The 16,711-nt window shown below is 45.8% G+C and carries 16 protein-coding genes; 14 read left to right on the top strand and 2 right to left on the bottom strand.

All coding sequences use genetic code 11. The annotated features are described in order from the left end of the window. The first annotated feature begins 24 nt into the window (after nt 1-24). From IGI71_RS13195 to IGI71_RS13160, 8 genes are all read left to right on the top strand, one after another. Nucleotides 25-651, top strand: a complete 627-nt coding sequence (locus IGI71_RS13195; RefSeq protein WP_010749841.1) for a glycosyltransferase family 32 protein — start codon at nt 25-27, stop codon at nt 649-651. Nucleotides 652-764: 113 nt separating this feature from the next. After that, nucleotides 765-1,274 (top strand): GNAT family N-acetyltransferase, encoded by a 510-nt coding sequence (locus IGI71_RS13190; RefSeq protein ID WP_010749840.1) that lies wholly within the window; start codon nt 765-767, stop codon nt 1,272-1,274. Nucleotides 1,275-1,396: 122 nt separating this feature from the next. Continuing rightward, nucleotides 1,397-2,239 (top strand): DUF368 domain-containing protein, encoded by an 843-nt coding sequence (locus IGI71_RS13185; RefSeq protein WP_015510213.1) that lies wholly within the window; start codon nt 1,397-1,399, stop codon nt 2,237-2,239. Nucleotides 2,240-2,497: 258 nt separating this feature from the next. Then, nucleotides 2,498-3,949, top strand: a complete 1,452-nt coding sequence (locus IGI71_RS13180) for an amidase (protein ID WP_231434780.1) — start codon at nt 2,498-2,500, stop codon at nt 3,947-3,949. A 12-nt stretch (nt 3,950-3,961) separates the two neighbouring features. Then, on the top strand, nt 3,962-4,813 hold the full coding sequence (locus tag IGI71_RS13175; protein ID WP_060792811.1) for a transporter substrate-binding domain-containing protein: 852 nt from the start codon (nt 3,962-3,964) through the stop codon (nt 4,811-4,813). Further along, nucleotides 4,813-5,493: an amino acid ABC transporter permease gene (locus IGI71_RS13170; protein WP_060792812.1), complete on the top strand. Its 681-nt coding sequence runs from the start codon at nt 4,813-4,815 to the stop codon at nt 5,491-5,493. The genes IGI71_RS13175 and IGI71_RS13170 overlap by 1 nt, the downstream gene beginning before the upstream one ends. A 277-nt stretch (nt 5,494-5,770) precedes the next feature. After that, the gene (locus IGI71_RS13165) at nt 5,771-6,409 is read left to right on the top strand and encodes a GyrI-like domain-containing protein (RefSeq protein ID WP_005228587.1); all 639 of its coding nucleotides are present in this window, start codon (nt 5,771-5,773) and stop codon (nt 6,407-6,409) included. Then, entirely contained in the window at nt 6,406-7,350 is a 945-nt protein-coding gene (locus tag IGI71_RS13160; protein WP_231434779.1) for an ROK family protein, read from the top strand. The genes IGI71_RS13165 and IGI71_RS13160 overlap by 4 nt, the downstream gene beginning before the upstream one ends. Before the next feature lie 43 nt (nt 7,351-7,393). On the opposite strand, the gene IGI71_RS13155 is transcribed toward IGI71_RS13160, so the two are convergent. Together IGI71_RS13155 and IGI71_RS13150 are read right to left on the bottom strand one after the other, a co-directional pair. Beyond that, nucleotides 7,394-8,593 carry an AI-2E family transporter gene (locus tag IGI71_RS13155; RefSeq protein WP_231434778.1) on the bottom strand — a complete coding sequence of 400 codons (1,200 nt, stop codon included), beginning with the start codon at nt 8,591-8,593 and terminating at the stop codon, nt 7,394-7,396. A 202-nt stretch (nt 8,594-8,795) separates the two neighbouring features. After that, nucleotides 8,796-9,164 carry a PaaI family thioesterase gene (locus IGI71_RS13150; RefSeq protein WP_005228593.1) on the bottom strand — a complete coding sequence of 123 codons (369 nt, stop codon included), beginning with the start codon at nt 9,162-9,164 and terminating at the stop codon, nt 8,796-8,798. 188 nt (nt 9,165-9,352) lie between these two features. On the opposite strand from IGI71_RS13150, the gene menB reads away from it, so the two are divergent. From menB to menC, 6 genes are read left to right on the top strand one after another with little or no spacing between them, the layout of a single operon-like run. Continuing rightward, nucleotides 9,353-10,168 carry a 1,4-dihydroxy-2-naphthoyl-CoA synthase gene (menB, locus tag IGI71_RS13145; protein ID WP_005228595.1) on the top strand — a complete coding sequence of 272 codons (816 nt, stop codon included), beginning with the start codon at nt 9,353-9,355 and terminating at the stop codon, nt 10,166-10,168. Continuing rightward, nucleotides 10,168-11,667, top strand: a complete 1,500-nt coding sequence (menE, locus tag IGI71_RS13140; RefSeq protein WP_231434777.1) for an o-succinylbenzoate--CoA ligase — start codon at nt 10,168-10,170, stop codon at nt 11,665-11,667. Before menB ends, menE begins: the two co-directional genes overlap by 1 nt. Continuing rightward, nucleotides 11,645-13,009, top strand: a complete 1,365-nt coding sequence (locus IGI71_RS13135) for an isochorismate synthase (protein ID WP_231434776.1) — start codon at nt 11,645-11,647, stop codon at nt 13,007-13,009. The genes menE and IGI71_RS13135 overlap by 23 nt, the downstream gene beginning before the upstream one ends. Continuing rightward, the gene (gene menD / locus IGI71_RS13130) at nt 13,002-14,714 is read left to right on the top strand and encodes a 2-succinyl-5-enolpyruvyl-6-hydroxy-3-cyclohexene-1-carboxylic-acid synthase (RefSeq protein WP_218213204.1); all 1,713 of its coding nucleotides are present in this window, start codon (nt 13,002-13,004) and stop codon (nt 14,712-14,714) included. Before IGI71_RS13135 ends, menD begins: the two co-directional genes overlap by 8 nt. Further along, the gene (gene menH / locus IGI71_RS13125) at nt 14,711-15,550 is read left to right on the top strand and encodes a 2-succinyl-6-hydroxy-2,4-cyclohexadiene-1-carboxylate synthase (RefSeq protein ID WP_231434775.1); all 840 of its coding nucleotides are present in this window, start codon (nt 14,711-14,713) and stop codon (nt 15,548-15,550) included. Before menD ends, menH begins: the two co-directional genes overlap by 4 nt. A gap of 15 nt (nt 15,551-15,565) precedes the next feature. Continuing rightward, entirely contained in the window at nt 15,566-16,693 is a 1,128-nt protein-coding gene (gene menC / locus IGI71_RS13120) for an o-succinylbenzoate synthase (protein WP_231434774.1), read from the top strand. Nucleotides 16,694-16,711: the final 18 nt, after the last annotated feature.

The following is a 16,711-nucleotide window of genomic DNA, read 5'->3' as shown; positions in this document are numbered from 1 at the left end:
CAATAAACTAAAGGAGAGAGATTGATGATTCCAAAAATTATTCATTATTGCTGGTTTGGCGGCAATCCATTAGGTGAACAAGAAAAGAAATACATGGATACCTGGAAAAAATATTGTCCGGATTATGAGATCAAACGTTGGGATGAATCAACGATCGACCTTTCAAAATTCGGTCCTTATCTAAAAGAGGCCTATGACCAAGAAGAATGGGCCTTTGTGTCAGATGTGGTTCGTTTGTATGCGTTAGTGACAGAAGGCGGTATTTATATGGATACCGATATCGAGGTGGTCAAACCTTTAGATGAGCTCTTGACACTGGAGGCATTTATGGGCTTTGAGATCGAAACCAAGATTTCTACTGGGATCATTGGAGCGGTGCCGCATCATCCCTTTATGGAAGAATGGTACCACGATTACGATGACCGAAAATTTGTCCGGGCAGAAAAAACGGAAGATGTCGTCACCAATGTGATCCGAGTGACGGAACTGTTGCAAAACCACGGATTAGAATTGAATAATCAACGACAAACCGTTAAGGGTGTAGAAATCTTCCCGCAAATGACGTTTTCACCAAAAAGCTATATCACTGGTGAGGTCGAGGAAGATCCGAGTACGATGGTGATCCATCAGTTTTCTGGCTCTTGGTTATAAAAGAGTAAGTCTATGAAAGGACGGACAGTGGGGAAAGCTGTCTGTCCTTTTTGCTTTTGCAAGGGATGATGGAGATGTGATAGAATAGCTTGAAAAAATGAGGAGGCGTTTTGATGGCTATCAAACGATGTACTTTGGCAGATTTAGAAGAATTGGGAGAAATCAGCGTATCCACCTATTACGATACATTTGCTCCTTTCAATACGGAGGAAAATACTCGTATCTATCTAGAAGAAGCCTACAATCTGCCGAAACTGACCCGAGAGTTAGAAAATCCGCAGTCGGCGTTTTATTTTTTACAAGATAATGATCAAACCGTAGGATATATCAAACTTAACTGGGGTGAGGCGCAAACGGAAGCAATCGCCCCAGAGGGGTTGGAAATTGAACGAATCTATATTAAAAAAGAACATAAGCGCAGAGGCTATGGCAAAACACTGCTGCTGTTTGCCCAAGAGACCGCTAAAGAGCTGCAGAAAAAGTCGATCTGGTTAGGCGTTTGGGAATTTAACGACAATGCGTTGGCTTTTTATCATACGATGGGCTTTGAAAGAGTTGGCAGTCACTCCTTTTTTATGGGGGATGATGAGCAGACGGATTTCTTGATGCTGAAAGAACTTTGAATTCTGCCTTTGTATGAGGAATTAGAAATTACTTTCCATTTTTTTGGCAATCAAGTATAGTTAAAGGGATTGATGAAAAAAGAACGATTGGTGAAAACCATCGCTAAGGAGAGCAATTGTAAATGGAAAAACAGAGAAACGAAAGTATTTTGTCACGTTTTCTTAAAGGCGTGGTGATTGCCTTGGGCTTTATCTTGCCTGGTGTTTCAGGTGGCGTATTGGCAGCCATCTTAGGCATTTATGAGCGGATGCTGCGCTTTATGGCACATCTGACGAAGAATTTTAAAGAGAATCTCCTCTTTTTCCTGCCAGTAGGGATCGGGGGAATCGTAGGGATCGGGCTTTTATCAAAGCCATTAGAGTGGCTGCTGCAAAACTATCAAATCATCGTTTTGTGGGGCTTTGCGGGGGCAATTATTGGGACGTTACCAGCACTTGCTAAAGAATCGACCTTGAAAAGCAAACGGACAACCGGCGACCTGCTTTGGTTCTTCGGCAGTATGGTCATCGGCTTCTTGTTCCTCTATTTTATGGGTGATATCTTAGGAACGATCCCTGCCAATTTCATAGGTTTTGTGATCGCCGGCGGTCTGATCGCGTTAGGTGTTTTGGTTCCTGGCTTGAGTCCTTCAAACCTTTTGCTCGTTTTGGGACTTTATGATCCGATGTTGAAAGGCTTTAAGAGCTTTGACATCATGGGGGTCTTTCTACCGATCGCCATTGGCGGCTTGGCAGTGATGCTGCTGTTTTCGAAATTGATGGAGTGGCTATTGACCCATTATCATTCAAAAGTCTATCACTTCATTTTAGGGATCGTTATTGCCTCAACGATATTGATCGTGATTCCTCCGGTGGCAAACTATAGCGGCTTTACTTGGGTAACGGCTGTCATCGGAATTATTTTGTTTGTCTTGGGGGCTTGGTTAGGTCTTTGGATGAGCAAGCTGGAAGAAAAATATAAGTAAATCAAAACGGCACATCGTTTGGCGATGTGCCGTTTTTGTTAGGTAATGATGGGGACAGCTAAGAAGAAGCGTTGGTCGACAACTGGTAGTAAAAAGATGGGAACGTTTGATAACGATATGATACAGGTTTAAAAACTGTTCTATTTTTGTTGAAAGATTTCCTAGTGTTTGGTATATTGTAGTCTATATAAAGAAGAATTTTTCATGTGTTACAGTTTAGATAATTGTTTGAGGGTTTGAGGAAAAGGAGGGGCAAGCATGCAAGATGCGACCTATTGGGCGGAACAATTGCGGCAAGGAAAAATCAGTTTTGCAGAGCGGGTGGCGATGATCGAAGAAAAAGTCAATCAACAAAATCCGCTTTTGAATGCGCTTGTAACATTTGATCCGCAAGCAGCGATCCAGCATTACGAGCAGCATCTTCAAAAAACGGTTTTTGGGGGACAACCCATGCCGTTAAAAATACTCGGCCAAACCAAAGCAGGGTGGCCAGCAACGTCAGGAGCCAAACTGTTTGCTAAAGCACGAGCCAGCCGCACGGCACATTTTGTCTCTCGTTTAGAAGAGGCAGGCTTTGTGCCGTTAGGGCAAACCAATGCACCAGAATTTGGATTCAAAAATATCACTGATCCAACATTGTATGGGCCTACACGTAATCCGTGGAATCCTGCCTATTCAGCTGGTGGTTCCAGTGGTGGTGCGGCAGCGGCAGTGGCTTCGGGGATGTTTCCGATTGCGGGTGCCAGTGATGGCGGCGGATCGATCCGCATTCCAGCATCCTTTAGCGGATTGATCGGTTTGAAGCCAACCCGTGGCACGATGCCAGTGGGTCCTAGTGAATGGCGCAGCTGGCAAGGCGCTTCTATCAACTTTGCGTTGACGCTTTCCATGCGTGATACGGAACAGTTGTTTTATGCGTTGCGGACGTCACAGCCGACTGCCCCTTATCAGGCACCGCAAGTAGAATGGCATCATCAGCAAGCGAGTCAAAAAACGCGGTTGAAGGTTGCTTTTACTACCGCATCGCCGACCGGTGGCCAAGTGTCTGAAACCGCCATCCAAGCAGTCCGAAGTGCAGCCGCATTTTTAGAAAAGCAGGGGCATGAAGTCGTTGAAGTGGGCTATCCAGTGGCTGGTCAGCAAATGATGACCACCTATTACGCCATGAATGGCGGCGAAACAGCTGCGATGTTTGCTGAGATCAATGCTGCTCGTCAAGTACCGGTCAGACGGGAAGAGATGGAATTGATGACCTGGGCACTTTACCAATATGGCAAAAAACTGCCTGCCGCCGATTACGTTCTTGCCTTGCAGTGGTGGGATCAATTGGCAGAAAAAATGGAAGAAGTCTTTTCAACCTATGATCTCTTTTTGACCCCGACGACGGCTTATCCAGCCCCTTTGATTGAGGAAGCCTTACAAAGCGATAGCATTCGCCAAAGACTGCATGAGATCGAATCGCTTGGAAAAAGTGCTGCGGGTGAGTTGATCGAAGAAATGTTTGCCAAGAGCTATGCTCTGACACCTTACACTCAATTAGCCAATTTAACGGGGCAGCCAGCCATCAGCTTGCCAACTGCTCTTAGCGAGGAAGGGTTGCCGCTAGGGATCCAATTTATGGCGTCTAAAGGCAGAGAAGATCTACTTTTCCAAGTCGGCTATTTATTTGAAACACAGCAACGATTTCTGTTGCCAAAACAAGGAGACTAAGAGGAGGATATTATGAAACAAGTTAGAAAAGGGAAAATCGTTGCAATGGTTGGCTTTTTAGGTTTATTTGCGGGAGTCTTGTTAAGTGCCTGCAGCAAACCAACGGAAGAAGACACCAGTCTAAGCAAGGTGGAAGAAGCCAAAACATTGGTTGTTGCTACTTCGGGAACCTTGTATCCATCGTCTTACTATAACGATGAAAATGAATTAGTGGGCTATGATGTCGATGTGGCAAAAGAAGTCGCCAAGCGATTAGGCGTAGAGATCACATTTAAAGAGTACAATGTCGATGGACAAGTTTCTTCTTTAACACGTGGAGAAACTGATTTTGCTGCCAACGATTTTGGTTTGACGGATGAACGGGCGGAAAAATTCAGTCTCTCAACGCCTATCAAATACTCGTTCGATAGTATGATCGTGCGAAAAAGTGATGACTCTGGGATTGCTTCTTTAGAAGATTTGGATGGCAAAAAAGCTGCTGGTGAACCGAATACCAGCTACATGCGCTTAGCGGAATCCTATGGGGCAGAATTAGTGACTTACGACAACGCAACGAATGATCAGTATTTGACAGATGTTGCGAATGGTCGAACGGATGTGATCTTGAATGATTACTATTTGCAAAAAATGGCAGTCGCTGCTTTGCCAGATATCCCTGTAAAAATTTTGGAAGATGTCTACTTTAATCCGAATGAAACGGGCTTCTTATTCGTGAAAGATCATCAAGCATTACAGGAAAAAGTGGATGCTGTTTTAGCAGAAATGAAAGAAGACGGCCGTTTAAAAGAACTTGCGGAAACGTATTTTCAAACCGATATTTCAGTAAAATCTGATCAAGCGATCCAAACGGTTGAAACAGACTAATGTATATTCCAACCCTTGATTTGCCGTTGATGTGGGAGTCATTGCCCTATTTGCTGTCGGGCTTGTCCTATACGGTCGGCATTGCTGTCGTTTCGTTTCTAGGAGGCAACGTATTAGGGATCACACTCACCTTCTTAGGGATGTTGGAAAATCCATTCATTAGAGGGTTCGTGCGGGGCTACCTCTCATTTCTAAGAGGCGTCCCAGCGTTGGTCTTGTTGTTCCTACTGTATTTTGGCTTGCCTTATCAATTGTCGGCGCTCAGTGCTGCGATCATCTGTTTTACATTGACCAGCAGCGCATTTATCGGGGAAATCTACCGAGGATCAATTGCTGGTGTGGATCGTGGGCAATTTGATGCTGCCTATGCGTTAGGGTTATCCTTTACGAAAACGATGCGTCTGATTATTTTGCCACAAGCCTTTCGTATTTCTGTACCGGCATTGAGTAATGTGGCAATGGATTTGCTGAAAGGAACCTCCTTGGCAGCAATGATCACGATTCCTGATATTTTTCAAAAAGCTAAGATCGTTGGCGGACGAACCTTTGATTACATGTCCATGTATGTGCTAGTTGCCATCATCTATTGGCTGTTGTGCATTTTGATTGAAGCCGGGCAAAAGCGATTAGAACAACATTTTTCAAAACGCTTTGCCGCTAATGAGGCTGTAAGACAATAAAAAAAGAGCCGAGGCTCGATCACTGCAGAAATCACTTTCTTCTTGAATTGATTTCTGCAGTTTTTGTTTTTGAGAAGATAGAAGAAAGGAGATTTTCATAGTAAAACAATGAGCGAAGGCAAGGAAGATAGAGGAATTTCTGTAATGTCAAACTAGTTGTTAGTATGAAAATGGTGCTGCCCAAATTATTTTCCTTCACTTAAACAGCCTATATTTCATTCGTTTGGTTCAAGTGATTCATGGTAAAATAAAGAAAAGCAAATCGAGGAGGGTCCTTATGAAGTATGAATGGCGCAAACTAGAAAAAGAGCTCTATCTTCCCAAAAAACCAACAGTGATCGAGGTGCCAACGTATCAATTTATCAGTTTGAGCGGCAGCGGCAATCCGAATCGTCCTGAATTCAGCGAAGAGATCGCCGCTTTATATACGATTTCTTATTCACTCAGGATGGGATTGAAAAAAGGGGCTTTTGGCAATGAACCCTTTGAATACACGGTCTTTCCTTTAGAAGGCGTATGGACCTCTCTGACAAAGCCAGACGGTGCCGTCAACAAAGAAGAATTGATCTACAAAATCATGATTCGCCAACCAGAACCAGTCACGGAAACACTGTTTCAAGAACAGCTCTTGGCAGTCAAAGAGAAGAAAGACAATCCAAATCTAGAAAAGCTTATCTTTGAGCGCTATGAAGAAGGATTGTGTCTGCAAGCGATGCATACAGGTTCTTTTGACACTGAAGCGGAAACATTTGCGAAAATGAAGGAGCTGTTAAAACAAGAACAGTTAGTGATCCGTCCAACGATGGACACGTTCCAGCATCGAGAAATCTATTTGTCTGATCCGCGAAAAGTCTCACCAGATAAAGCCAAAACCGTCCTGCGATGGGCAGTAGAAGCAGAGGGTGGGATTCAGTGAATAAAAACTATTTAAGCATCGACATCGGCGGCACGAAAATCAAATCGGCTGTCATTGATCGCTCGGGGAATATTCTGACGCGAGGACGGATGGATACGCCGAAAAATCTTACGGAATTTCTGACAGGGATTGAAACGATCGTTGAGGACGTTCATGGAAGCATTCGGGGCATTGCTGTTAGTACCCCAGGAAAAGTCAACCCAGAGACAGGGACGATCTCGTTTGGCGGGGCATTGCCTTTTTTAGATGGAGTCTCCTTAAAACAACTGCTGGCAAAGTACCAAGTGCCGCTGGCTGTGACCAACGATGGCAAGGCAGCCGCATTAGCTGAATGGTGGCTAGGAAACCTTAAAGGGATTCAAAATGGGGCTGCCATAACATTAGGTACTGGTTTGGGTGGTGGTGTGATCGTTGAAGGAAGACTGATCCAAGGTGCACATTTTCAAGCAGGGGAATTAAGTTTTCTACTAAATGCCACTAAGAGAAGCGATGCTCAAGAAAACGCTGAGCAACCAAATAATCAGGGATTGACCCTGCAGCAATTGGCAGGTTTTAGCGGTTCAGCGGTCGCCATGATTCGCCGCAGCGCCCAACTGCTAGGCTTAGCTGATCTTGCGGATGGTGAAGCAGTTTTTGACGCTATCAATCAAAAAGAGCCCCAGGTCTGGGCGCTGTTTACAGCGTATTGCCGAGAAATCGCGTGTGTCATACTCAATGTTCAAGCCGTGATCGACTTAGAGCGCTTCGTGATTGGCGGTGGCATCAGTGCCCAAGCGATCGTGGTGGAAGAAATCGACCGTCAGTATCAACAACTGCTGGCTAGTTTACCGATTTTGCAGCAGACCTTGACGAAGCCGGAAATCCAAGCCTGCAAATTTCAAAATGACGCCAATTTATTAGGGGCGCTCTATCATTTCTTTTTGGAACATGAGATGAAATAAAATAGACAAAAACTGCCGCGAACCAACGATTCGCGGCAGTTTTTTAGGCTTTTTTCTTGGTGTCTTTGTCTTCGTCACCTAGGTAATCTTTGCTAGTGAAGGCACTGTGGAAGTATTTGCCCTCTTGACCGTAATAGCGGTTGTAGCGCTGCTTGAATTTGCGGAACACGTAAACGACAAGAACTTTTAGCAGACAATAAATCGGGATTCCGAAAATCACCCCAACGATCCCCATCAAATCACCCATTACTAATAAAACAACCAGAATCGTAATAGGATGGATTTTCAATCGGTCACCCATCACACGGGGCACGACTAAATCGCCATGAAGCAGCTGTACAGCAAACCAAGCAATCAAAAACTTAACCAACATCCCGGTGGAATCTTGTGCGGCAATGAAAAGCCCCGGGAAAAAGACGATAAAAGGTCCAATATAGGGGATGATACAAAGCAGACCAGCGGCGATCGCCAGAATACTGGCATACTCTAAGCCAATCAATAGGAAAACGACCCAATAGATCGCCCCTAAAATCAAGGATGAAATGATTTGTCCTTTCAAAAAGGCACCGACTTGTAAGTCAGAGATCTTGACGATTTCATTAAAGTCTTTGCGAAAACGAGGTGGTACTAATGAGAGGACCGAAAAATAAAACTTGTTGGGGTTGCGCAATAAAAAAAAGGCAATGATCGGTCCAGTAAACAAAGCAATGAACAAGGTCGAAATGGTTGAAAACAAACTGCTGAGCCCAGCGGCACCAGTTTGCCAATAGTCTCCAATAAAACTCATGATATTACTGGTGATATTTTGTAGTGTGTCTGTAATTTGTACCATCTCATCTTGAAATGGGGTATTTTCTAAAAAGGCGGTCGCGTTTTTCTCAAAGTCACTGACCAAACTTGGTAAGCTATTGATCAGATCGGTGGTTTGCTGCTCCAAAATCGGATAAAGCTGGAAACCAGCAAAGACGATCAACAAAAGAATCAACAGATAGATCCCAGCAATCGAAACACTGCGGGGAATTTTTTTCGATTCCAATTTATCGACCACCGGGTTAAACAGATAGTAAAGGATCAGCCCAAATAAAAAGGGTGGGATAATAGCTGTAAGTATGGCTGAAAAGGGTGTAAATAAAAAAGAAATCTGATTTAGCAAAAAGACAGCAACTGCCGACAAGATAATCAGTCCTAAGACATAATAGCTTGTTTTGCTGCCTAAAAAGTGGATCAATCGGTTATTTTTCATAATAAGCCTCGCTTTCTTAGCTACATTATAACGAAAGACCCCCATTCTGTAAAAAAACAACGTACCTTTCGAAAAAACCACGCTCACATTCTCAATAGCTTTATAATGAAAGAATATCTTTAATAAGGCGTTGACTGGTGACCTCTTTCTTCAAAACAGACCAAAAAACGCTCCCGTGAGCACAATGCAGGAGCGTAAAGGATTATTTGCGTACAGTCGTTAAGGTGCAACGCCCAACGGCAGTTTTTAACCCGCTAGCTAACCAAATAGTGGCTTGCCAAGTTTGGATACGAGCGCCGATGCGATCAGGACTAGCTTCTACGATCAGAGTTCCTTCTTGGGCGGCGGCTAGATGGTTGACTTGCAGGTCAACGCCGGCGGCAAAGGCCTCTTCTTGAGCCAAGGCTTGATTGGCACCGATGCTGCAGGCGGTCTCGATCAAAACACCGTTAATACCACCGTGAACGAGACCAAAAGGCTGTTTGTGCTGCGCTTTGATCGGCATCCGTAAACGAACAAAATCGGCTGTTGCTGCTTCTACTTCGATTTCTAAGGCTTCCAGTAAATTCATTTTTTACTCCTTTTTCTAAGAAAGTTACCATGATTATAGCACGAGTTTTGGTAGAAATAGCCGAAGATCTCAGAAAGTCGGCAACAGGGGGAGAAGTCTTAAGAAATTCCCTTAACCAAAGCAATTTCTAACGAAAAGCGACTAGATATGTGTATAATAGAGCTATGTGAATTGAGGAGGAACAAGTAATGAGAGAATGGAAAACCTTAAAAGAGTACGATGAAATTTTGTTTGAACAACATGGAAAAGTGGCGAAGATCACGATCAACCGCCCAGAAGTCCACAATGCGTTTACACCAAAAACGGTGTTTGAAATGATTGATGCATTTTCGATCAGTCGCGATGAACCAGGCATCGGCGTGATTATTTTGACAGGCGCTGGCGATAAAGCCTTTTGTTCAGGCGGAGACCAAAAAGTCCGTGGTCACGGTGGCTATGTTGGGGAAGATCAGGTTCCTCGCTTAAACGTATTGGATCTGCAACGCTTGATTCGCACGTTACCAAAACCGGTGATCGCCATGGTCAAAGGCTGGTCGATCGGCGGCGGAAATGTTTTACAATTGGTTTGTGATTTAACGATCGCCGCTGATAACGCTAAATTTGGTCAAACAGGACCAAATGTCGGTAGTTTTGATGGTGGCTATGGTTCGGGCTATCTTGCACGGACAATCGGACATAAAAAAGCCAAGGAAGTTTGGTTCATGACAAAACAATATACTGCCGAAGAAGCATTGGCGATGAACTGGATCAATACAGTCGTTCCTCTTGATCGAGTAGAAGATGAAACGATGGAATGGGCCGAAACGATGCTGCAAAAGAGCCCGTTGGCGTTACGCATGATCAAAGCATCAATGAACGCCGATACGGACGGATTAGCTGGCATTCAGCAATTGGCCGGCGATGCGACCTTATTGTATTACACGATGGATGAAGCCAAAGAAGGTCGTGACGCGTTTAAAGAAAAACGTCAACCAGACTTCGACCAATTCCCTAAATTCCCATAATGACTGGGAGTTGGCTGCAAAGGCAAGCACAACTTCATCCAGAACGACCAGCTTTTTATTGGCATGAAAAAAGCTGGTCGTTTGCTGCCTTGCAAAAAGAGGTTTATGCTTACGCTGCTTATTATCAAGCCCAATTCGTTGATCAGCCAAACCGGGTAGCTCTTTTTAGCAATAACTCCCCTGAAATGGTCTTTACGATCCTTGCGTTATGGGAGTTGGGGATCGAAGTCCAGCTGCTGAATACGCGATTGACAGCCGCTGAAATCTCCTTCCAATTGCAAGATGCCCACTGCGACTGGGTGATCACGGCGGATCAGGCTGCGGTTTCGGGTGTTCGCAACTTGACCTTTGGACAAGCGATCAAACAGGCGGAGGCTTTTATCGGTTCTGTTGTTCCTTCGTTTGTTCCTAATGAAGCAATCTATCAAGCAGAGCAAGTGGCTTCAATTATGTATACATCTGGTACGACTGGCAATCCCAAGGGTGTGCCTCAAACCTTTGGGAATCATCTAGCAAGTGCCGAAGCGACGCAAAAAAACTTAGCCATCACTAGCGAGGATTGTTGGCTTTGTGCAGTTCCGCTGTATCATATCAGTGGGTTATCAATTCTCTTACGGTCCTTGCGACTTGGGATGAGTGTTCGTTTATATGAGCGCTTTGATGCTGGAGAAATGGCAAAAGACCTTGAAGCAGGGAAAGGGACGATCGTTTCTTTGGTGGCAAAAATGTTGACAGATTTGCTGCCCTTGGTGCCCAAACAAGGCTTTGATTCGTTGCGTTATGTACTGTTAGGCGGCGGTCCGATTGCTAAAAGTGTATTGGAAAAATGCCAGCAAAAACAGCTTTCTGTGATCCAATCCTATGGGATGACAGAAACCTGTTCACAAGTGGTGGCATTGCCGCCAGAAAAAGCTTCAGAAAAAATCGGCTCCTCAGGGGTTCCCCTGCAAGGTGTCCATTTACGAATTGCGGTTGATGCGAAAATGGCAGATCATCAGACTGCTGAAAGTACCCAGTCGATCGGAGAGATCCAACTGCAAGGACCGGCGATCACGACCCGTTACTTAAACGATCGCAGTCCACAGCAGTGGGACCAAGAGGGCTGGTTTGCCACAGGAGATCTAGGGTATCTTGATCAAGAGGGCTTTTTGTATGTAGTCAGTCGTGCAAGCGAACTGATCATATCTGGTGGAGAAAACATCTATCCCGCAGAAGTGGAGCAAGCCTTGTTGCAGCATCCAGCGGTCAAAGAGGCAGCTGTGGTGGGGGAACCAGACGAGGAGTGGGGACAATCTGTCGCGGCTTATTTAACGTTAAATCAACCGATCCACTTCCAAGCTTTATTGGATACGTTAGAAGGGCAGATCGCCCATTATAAATTTCCGCGCCGCTTTTATCACGTGCGAGAAATGCCGCGCACAGCAAGCGGTAAAGTTTTAAAAAGGCTATTGCTGAGTGAAGAAAGAGTGAACTACATTGAACAGCAAATCAACAAGTAATTATGAGGCAGCGATCGCTGCCGGGAAAACCTATTTGAGTGAGTATCAACCTATAGAAAGGTGTGACTTACTGGCTCTTTATGCAGCGGCACAAGAATATCGAGGGGAACGCTACTTCTGGCGTACCCCTGATGAAACGACCAGTATAGTAGGGTTGGGTTGGTTAGCCACTTTTTCGCAACCCAAACTTGCAGACTTTTCAGAAGTCCGCTCTCTCTTAAAGCAAGCCCACTATCAACCAGAGGCACCTTTTCAGGCGCAGTTAGTTGGCGGCTTTGCTTTTGATGAACAGGCAGAAGTCAGTCAGGATTGGGCTGAGCTAGGTGCTGGTCTCTTTGCGTTGCCAGAAATACTGGTTCGCAAAATTGGCGATCAGTGTGGCGTCGTTTATACAGTAGCCGCTTCTTCCGAGGAACAACGACAACAAAAAGTCGCTGCCTTACAGGAAAAAGTCGCAAGCTGGTTGCATGCCAACCCGGACAAGAGTCTTGTAGCAGAAACGCCTGCTTTTCAGGCACAAGAGGAACTAGATGTGCCCCAATGGCTGCAAGCGGTCGAAGAGACAGTGGCAGCCATTCGCTCAACTGAAACACCGTTGAAAAAAGTGGTTCTGGCAAGACGAATGAAGGTAGAAACGAAGCAGTCGATCATTAGTACTGCGGTGTTGCAACGGTTGGCGCAACAGCAGCCGAATACCTATCTTTTTGCCATCGAACATGGGGGCCATGTTTTTGCTGGTGCGACGCCAGAACGCTTGCTAAAAGCGACTGTCGATCAATTTGAAACGGTAAGTATCGCAGGTTCCGCACCAAGAGGCAAAACCAAAGAAGAAGATGAGGCACTGGCACAAGCCCTCTTAGCGGACGCAAAAAATACCCATGAACATCAAGTAGTTGTCGATCGCTTAGAAACGGCATTGGCCACTTTGTTAGCTGACGGCTTTCAATCAGAAGCCCGTTCCGTGATCAAAAATCGTGACATTCAGCATTTGTTTGTTCCTTTAGCAGGGCAAAGAAAGGCAGGGGTCAACTTTCTGACCGCCGTGCAAAAACTACACCCGACCCCAGCATTGGGGGGAGAACCGAAAGAAGCAGCCGTCTCATGGATTCGTACCCATGAACCAGCCAGCAGAGGGATGTACGGTGGACCGATCGGTTGGTTGGGTATTCAAGAAGATATTGGCGAGTTTGCTGTGGCGATCCGCTCAGGATTCTTTAGCGGCAATCAAGCAACGCTGTATGCGGGCTGTGGGATCGTTGCCGATTCAGATGCGGAATCCGAACGTCAAGAAACACGGTTAAAATTTCAACCGATGAGGAGAGGGATCTTAGGAGATGAATAATCAGACAGTCATGACAGACTATTTATTAGCGGCGATCCAAGGACTAAAAGCAGCGGGTGCGAAGCGAGCAGTCATTAGTCCCGGTTCACGCTCCACGCCATTGGCGCTACTATTGCATCGTGATCCTGAGATCACCTGTACGGTGGCTGTCGATGAACGTTCGGCTGCTTTTTTTGCTTTAGGGATGTCCAAAGTTGATCTCCAGCCAACGATCTTACTGTGTACTTCTGGAACTGCAGCAGCCAATTATTATCCAGCTGTTTGTGAAGCAGAAGCTACCAACTTGCCACTGATCGTCTTAACGGCTGATCGCCCACCAGAACTGCGGGGCGTTGGGGCGCCACAGGCAATGGATCAACAGAATTTGTATGCCTCTCATGTCAAAAAGATGGTAGAGATGACGGTGCCAGAAAACGATCCTGCTTTGTTGCGTTATAGTTTTTGGCAAGCTGCAACTTGCACGATCGAAGCGCAAAAACAGCCGAAAGGCCCTGTCCAAATCAACTTTCCATTACGGGAGCCGCTGTTGCCTGACTTTAGTCGCCAATGCAGTATGCAGCAAGACGTGAGCTATCTGGCACCACAACAAGAGCTGTCAGCAGAGATGATCACCCAGCTAGCCCCTTACTTTGATAAGAAAGGTATCCTGATTGCTGGAGAAAGCCTTACGATCGAAGAAGCGCAGCAGTTGCTGGCTTTTTCGGAGAAATTAGGCTGGCCGATCGTCGGTGATCCATTGACCAATCTGGCGACAGCCGGTACCAAAGTAGGAACATTTATCAGTCAAGCCGATCTTGTTTTCCCGCAATTGACTTCTGCCTTCCAACCAGAAGTGGTCGTGCGTTTTGGTCGCTTACCAGTCACTAAAAATGTCCTATTATGGTTGAACAAAGCAGCGGATACGACGACGTGGCTCTTTGTTGATCCATCAGGGCAGTGGCAAGATCAGCTGCATCGGGCAAACTATTTGATCGAAGCAGCGATCAGCGCCTTCGTGGCGGCCATCACCCAGTTGCCGATCGTCAAACATACGGCGTGGCAACAACAATGGCAAGCACTTCAAGCGCGGGCAGATCAGGTGATTGCTGCAAGTCCCCAGTTGCAACAATGGGATGAGAGCAGCGCTGTGCGCATGCTCCAACAATGTTTGCCTGAAGAAGCGCAAATTCTTTTGGCAAACAGCAATGCGATCCGTTTTTTTGATCGCTACGGCAGCAAAACTACCTCCACTTATCGAGTGTATGGAAACCGAGGCGTCAATGGGATCGACGGCCTTGTCTCGACCGTGGCTGGGATTGCTTCCGCCAGTCAAAAGCCTACCTACTTGTTGATTGGTGATTTAGCGTTGTACCATGATATGAACGGCCTACAACTACTGCGCCAGTATCAATTGCCAGTAACGATCATTTTACTGAATAATAACGGTGGTGGGATCTTTTCCTTTCTGTCACAAAACACCTTAGAACCAAACGACTTTGTCCCGCTCTTTGGTACTCCGTTAGATCTTGAGTTTCAAAAAGTGGCGGCCTTATATGAGGCAGATTGGCACACACCGACCTCTTTGCTAGAGTTTCAAACGATTTTAGCGGAAACAAGTCAACAGCCGCGCTTTCAAATAATCGAAGTGAAGGGTGAGCAAAAAGATCCGGTCAATACTTGGCAAGCACTCCAACAGCAGTTTAGCGAGGCGGGAGCGCAGCAATGAAGGACACGATAAATGGCGTCAGTTATTTTTATCAGTGGCTGCAGCCGTATCGACCATCCTTACCAACCCTTGTGGCATTGCATGGCTTCACGGGTTCTTCGGAAAGCTTTCGACCGGTTTTTGCAGAGGTAGGTTCTTACAATGTATTGGCAATCGATTTGATTGGACATGGACGCTCATCGATTTATGTCCATCCCATGCGTTATGAACTTCCTTTACTGGTGGAGGATCTCGCACACCTTTTAGCGAAGTTAGGGATTGAACGTTATGGCCTGTATGGCTACTCGATGGGGGCGCGAATCGCACTTGTCTGGGCGGTCATGAAACCAACGGCAGTGACCCATCTTTTGCTTGAGAGTGGTTCACCTGGGTTAGCTGATCCAGCGGAACGACTCGCTCGTCAGCGGCACGATCGTCGCTTAGCGTTGCGCTTACTAAGGGAGCCTTTGGTCGATTTTGTCGATTACTGGCAAGAACTGCCGTTGTTTGCTAGTCAAAAGGAGCTACCTTTAGCGCAGCAGGTTGCTGTACGGCAAGGACGCTTGCAGCAAAACAAATTTGGCTTGGCAGTAAGCTTGATTTACGGTGGTACTGGCAAACAGCCAAGCTGTTGGTCGGCACTTCCGCAGCTAGCTTGTGAAATTCTTTATTTAGCGGGGGAAAAAGATGTAAAGTTTCGTAAAATCGCCCACCAAATGAAGCAGCTGCAACCAGAGATGACCATCAAAGTCGTTGCTAATGCTGGACATTGTATCCATTTAGAACAGCCGACACAGGTTCGTCATGAAATCGATCAATGGTTTGTAAAAGGATCGGGGCCACAGTCAGCTGATTGACAAGGAGAGAACGCAATGAAGATTGAAAAAATTGAACGCATCGCCTGTCGCTTGCCCCTCAAACAACCCTTTGTGACAAGTTATGGACAATTAACAGAAAAAGCTTTTGATCTTTATTTGGTGACAACAGAGGATAAAACGATGGGCATCGGTGAATTGGTCGCTTTTGAGCAGCCAGATTACATTGAAGAAACCCTCTTTTCTGCTCGACAAGTGATTGAAACAGCACTGATCCCATTATTGATTGACCAAGAGATCGAGCATCCGCAAGAAGTTTGTCAGCTGTTTCAAACGGTCCAAGGAAACTACATGGCAAAATCGGCTTTGGAAACAGCGATTTGGGATCTATATGGCAAGCAAACGCATCAAAGTGTGAAAGAGCTTTATACCGCAACCCGACCGAGTGTCGCTGTTGGCGTTAGTCTTGGCATACAAGACTCTGTCGAAAAACTAGTGGCTCTTGTTGCCGATTATGTCGCCCAAGGGTATCAACGAATCAAATTAAAAATCAAGCCTGGGCAAGATCTGGTACCCTTGCGAGCGATTCGACAAGCCTTTCCAGAATTGCTTTTGATGGCAGATGCAAACGGAGCCTATCAGAGTGAGCCAGAACGCATTTTGGCACTTGATGACTTTGGCTTGGTGATGATCGAGCAACCCCTTAAGGTACGAGATCTGGTGGGGCACAGTCAGCTGCAGCGTCAGATGAAGACGCCTCTATGTTTGGATGAAGATATTCGAACGGCAGAAGACGTCGATACCGTCGCAGCCCTGGACAGCTGCCGTGCGATCAACCTGAAAATCCCCCGTGTCGGTGGGATCACCGAAGCCTTGCGAATCCTTGATCGATGTCAAACCCATGGACTACTCGTTTGGTTAGGCGGCATGTTTGAGTCTGGTGTGGGGCGAGCCATGAATTTGCAATTTGCGAGTCAAGATATTTTCCATTTTCCTGGGGATCTTTCCGCTTCTGATCGTTACTTTTATGATGATGTCATTACACAGCCTGCAACTTTGCATGAAGGCAAGCTGCTGGTACCTGATGGAAAGGGCTTTGGCATCACGTTAGCAGAAACAAAGCTAAGTCAGTATGGGCAACCTAAAGAATGCATCTACTCAAGAAAACGATCAGCGAAAGAATAACATCATCAAAGAAAAAAC

The sequence above is a fragment of the Enterococcus sp. DIV1279b genome (genome assembly GCF_050531515.1).
Classification (GTDB): domain Bacteria; phylum Bacillota; class Bacilli; order Lactobacillales; family Enterococcaceae; genus Enterococcus_D; species Enterococcus_D casseliflavus.
Note: the sequence above shows the minus strand (reverse complement) of the source record. Positions and strands in the feature narration are given on the sequence as shown.